Source organism: Pseudomonas sp. AC463, assembly GCF_979253585.1.
Genome location: NZ_CEEDDZ010001004.1, coordinates 1 through 247, shown reverse-complemented (window position 1 = coordinate 247; position 247 = coordinate 1). Strand labels below are relative to the sequence as shown.

1 protein-coding gene is annotated in these 247 nt (G+C 68.8%); it reads right to left on the bottom strand.

What is annotated here, in order from left to right:
* A partial coding sequence (locus tag AC0IYH_RS33260; RefSeq protein ID WP_471838674.1) for a carbon starvation CstA family protein occupies positions 1–247 on the bottom strand: 247 nt, incomplete at both ends.

Genomic DNA, 247 nt, shown 5'->3' with positions numbered 1-247 from the left:
AGCGGGTGTAGCACCCCATCAGCAGCGCGAGCGGGATCGTCGCCGCCACAGTGAACAGCCCCCATGGGCTTTCCGCCAGCGCACGCACCACGATCAGCGCCAGCACGGCGAGGATGATGACCATGATCGCGAACGCGCCGACGCGCGCGACCGTCCCCGCGACCTGCCCCATCTCAGCGCGGACCAGTTCGCCCAGCGAGCGCCCGTCGCGGCGCATCGACACGAACAGGATGCAGAAATCCTGCAC